4 protein-coding genes are annotated in these 3427 nt (G+C 56.8%); 3 read left to right on the top strand and 1 reads right to left on the bottom strand.

Annotation, left to right across the window (positions count from 1 at the left end; genetic code table 11):
* Positions 1-22 precede the first annotated feature (22 nt).
* Positions 23-436 carry a hypothetical protein gene (locus E1297_RS03450; RefSeq protein WP_155133907.1) on the bottom strand — a complete coding sequence of 138 codons (414 nt, stop codon included), beginning with the start codon at positions 434-436 and terminating at the stop codon, positions 23-25.
* A gap of 138 nt (positions 437-574) precedes the next feature.
* Between E1297_RS03450 and E1297_RS49050 the strand changes: the two genes are divergently transcribed.
* The 3 genes from E1297_RS49050 to E1297_RS03440 all read left to right on the top strand — a co-directional run bounded on the left by E1297_RS49050 (position 575) and on the right by E1297_RS03440 (position 3395).
* Entirely contained in the window at positions 575-733 is a 159-nt protein-coding gene (locus E1297_RS49050) for a hypothetical protein (RefSeq protein ID WP_196223175.1), read from the top strand.
* Between the two features lie 25 nt (positions 734-758).
* Positions 759-1511 (top strand): metallophosphoesterase, encoded by a 753-nt coding sequence (locus E1297_RS03445; RefSeq protein ID WP_196223174.1) that lies wholly within the window; start codon positions 759-761, stop codon positions 1509-1511.
* A 279-nt stretch (positions 1512-1790) separates the two neighbouring features.
* On the top strand, positions 1791-3395 hold the full coding sequence (locus tag E1297_RS03440) for an ATP-binding protein (RefSeq protein ID WP_155133901.1): 1605 nt from the start codon (positions 1791-1793) through the stop codon (positions 3393-3395).
* Positions 3396-3427 lie beyond the last annotated feature (32 nt).

Below are 3427 nucleotides of genomic sequence, written 5' to 3'. Positions count from 1 at the left end.
GACGGGGTTTCCAGCGCACTGTTCAGATGACTACCTCCTTCTCCCAGGGAATCGCCGAACGAACCGACAGGGTTTCCGCCAGATCGATGTCGACCAGAGAGACCTCCGTCTTCAGCACGACGAATCGCCAGGTGTCGTCCGCATCCCAAGGGATGTTCAGAGCCTCCGTATAGGGAGCAGACAAGTCTTCGGTCCAGAGTCTGCCGAGTCCCTTAAGCGGATCTAGGTCGTCGATGCCGCTCGGCGGCAGGCAGAGGAAGCGAAACGCGTCGCCTCCACCTCCGAAGACGCGTACCAGGAACTCCAGCTCTTCCCACGCGTATTCCTCCCCGGACCATGGGCGTCCAAGCGATCTCGCGATGGCGATCAAGTGTTCGACATCGCGGGAGGAGTCCTCGAACGCGGCCTGAGCCTTGTTGGCCAGCCTTTTCGCCACCGCTTCGTGATCGCATGTCGGTCACATCTTTTTTCATTTCCTCTCAAGCTGCAAATCCTTTGCGCACCAAGAAAAATGCCTTACAATCCGAAAAGCCGTAAACGTCACTCAAACCCTTCAGTAAAGGGATCGAATCCCATGAAACTCGCCTTGGCCACCATGAACTCCCAGTCGCTGCTCGCCACCTCCGATGCCTTCGCCTCGCAGGCTCTGGCGGATGACCCCAACGCCGGGCCGAAACCGAGCGTGCGCAAGGGTGACAGCCTCCCATCCCAAAGGACCGAGCGCAGTCACTAAAGGACGCAAACTCCAAGGAAACGGAATGAAGATTCACGTCTACTCCGATATTCACGCCGAGATCAACTACGACGTCGAGGTGCGGGCGAACCCAGATGCCGACGTGACGGTGGTCGCCGGGGATGTTTCGAACTCTGCGAAGGCGACCGTCGACTGGCTCCTTCGCAACACGCCCGAAAACACCCCCTGCGTGTTCGTCGCCGGAAACCATGAATTCTACAACAACGAATTCCCCGGAGAACTCGACACCTTTCGCGAACTCTGCTCTCGCGAGGACAGGCTCGTCTTCCTCGAGAACGATGTCCGGGTGATAGACGGCGTTCGCTTTGTCGGAGCCACCCTTTGGACCGATTACGCGCTGTACGGAGATCCGGCTTCCGGCATGATCGCGGCGGGCCGGGCCATAAACGATCACTACAGAGTCCGTCATGGTTGCGAGGCCTTCCTGCCGAAGATCGCACGCGAAACCCATCTCCTGTCGCGAGGCTTCATCCTCAACGCGCTGGTAAAACCGTTCGACGGACCTTCCGTCGTCGTCACCCACCACTGCCCACACCCGAGGTCGATCCATCCGAAATACAACCTGAGCCCGATCAATGTAGCATTCGTCTCGGACCTCACGGAGACGATACACCGCGGACAGGCTGACCTCTGGATCCACGGCCACACACACAGTTCGTTCGACTACCGGGTCTCCAACACGCGGGTCGTCTGCAACCCCTACGGATACGGCGACGAGAACCCGAGCTTCGACCCTGACCTGATCGTCGAGGTCTGAAACGGCGCAATCGCAAATCCCTTGCGAATTAAGGGTTCACTGTTTGGATTCGGATCCCTAACCACTCGAGGAAGATTGCGGTTCTCTCAACCCCCACGCACCCGATAACGTCCCGTCTGGAATGACGACACCGAAGCGGATGCCTATGGATCGTTTCAATGGCTCACTAACCGTTAGTGTTATTATGTTGACAAACAGCCAATAAGCGGTCAAGTACGCCCGTACCGAGCTAGATCCCCCTAGCTTCCGCCCGGAGGCCCGCAATACCAAAGGATTACTATGTCTCACGAAATCGAAAAGTCCCTCCTCGAGCGTACGAAGCATCCCGAACTCGCCGAATACCGTGACAGCAAATACTCTAGCACGCCGAAGGTCAGGGTCGAAAAGCTTTCGGAAGATGCGATCATCGAACTCAGGGAAGTTGCCAATCGGCATGGAGAAACCAAACTCGCCCGCGCCCTGAAAGCAATCATCGACGCGCGGCAGGGAGTGGACGATGTCAAGATCCCGAGCTTCGCCGCCGCCCTCGAAATCATTTACAGATATCTCAAGAAACACGCGGTCGACGGCTGGATTTACCACCGGATGAGCGATGGCCGGAACTACCCCTGCCTTGTCAGGTCTCTCAACTACCATTCCGGAGGTCAACATGACAGAGAGCATTTACGCATCTCGGTGAGCTACTTCGGTCCTTGTGAGCGTTCGAGTTTCGGCCTAATCAAGCGCGATGTCACGCTCTACCCCAGCGACGTTACCCGCAAGACAGCGGTGGCGGCGCTTTTGTCAGCAAACTTCCTCGTGGAGACGGCGAATCTGCGCGCCGAGTACAACGAAACGATGTCCCGCTTTCACGCGAAGATTAAGGAAGGATTCGCCGAGCAATTCCGTATCAACGGACGCGTTCACTCGAGCTCAGACTACCACGGCTATCGACGCGGCGACGAACTGTCAGGTCGCAAGGTCATTCACGACACCAAAGCGGACGAGTATCCCGACGGGGAACTCTTCGAAAGCTGTGATATCCTCGATGTTGATGCGACCAATCAGGAGGGACTCGTTCCGGTGCACCCGCTTGTCAGGGTCTTTGACCTGACGACGCATGACTTCTATTTCGTCAACTCTGATGCCATGGAACCCTACGTCTACGACAAGACTCTCAGCGAGAAGCTTGTTCTGCCGGAGAGCCATCGCAATCTCCTCGACATCCTGACGAGCGACATCGATCTCTTCGTCGACGATTTCATTGAAGGCAAGAGCGCTGGCAACATCGTCCTGTGCAAGGGATTGCCGGGCGTCGGAAAGACATTGACCGCAGAAGTCTACTCCGAACTCATCGAGAGACCGCTCTACTGCGTCAAGGCCGGAACACTCGGAACCAACGTCACAGACATCGCCAAAGGCATCAAGAAAACCCTTGATCGTGCACGGCGATGGAACTGCGTACTGCTTCTTAACGAGGCCGACATCTTCGTCATGACGCGCAGCAACAGCCTTGATCAGAACGCTATCGTCGCCGAATTCCTGATGACGCTCGAATACTTCGAGGGCCTTCTCTTCATGACGACGAATCGACCGCATAACATCGACGAGGCCATCATTTCCCGATGCTCCGCTATCATCACCTACGACACGCCCGACGAGGACGACCGCCGCAAGGTTTGGCGCATCATGGCGACCCAATTCCAGCAGGATGTTTCGGATGATCTAATAAGGGAACTCGTCGATCTCTTTCCAACGATCGCGCAACGCGACATTCGCAACCTAATGCGCCTGACCGCTCGCGTCGCGCGAAAGCAGAACAAGGCCCTGAGTGCAAATCTCTTCAGGCAATGCGCGATGTTCCGTGCCGTCGAGATCGCAAAGCAAGCACAAGAGACATCGTGACCGCTCCCCGCCCTGAAGGACGGGGCTTCCTG

The organism is Roseibium sp. RKSG952, assembly GCF_009711355.1.
This window is presented reverse-complemented; position numbering and strand designations above follow the sequence as displayed.

Excerpts from the sequence above, each read along its gene's own strand:
- E1297_RS03440 (WP_155133901.1), top strand. The coding sequence starts at position 1,791 with ATGTCTCACGAAATCGAAAAGTCCCTCCTCGAGCGTACGAAGCATCCC.
- E1297_RS03445 (WP_196223174.1), top strand. The coding sequence starts at position 759 with ATGAAGATTCACGTCTACTCCGATATTCACGCCGAGATCAACTACGAC.
- E1297_RS49050 (WP_196223175.1), top strand. The coding sequence starts at position 575 with ATGAAACTCGCCTTGGCCACCATGAACTCCCAGTCGCTGCTCGCCACC.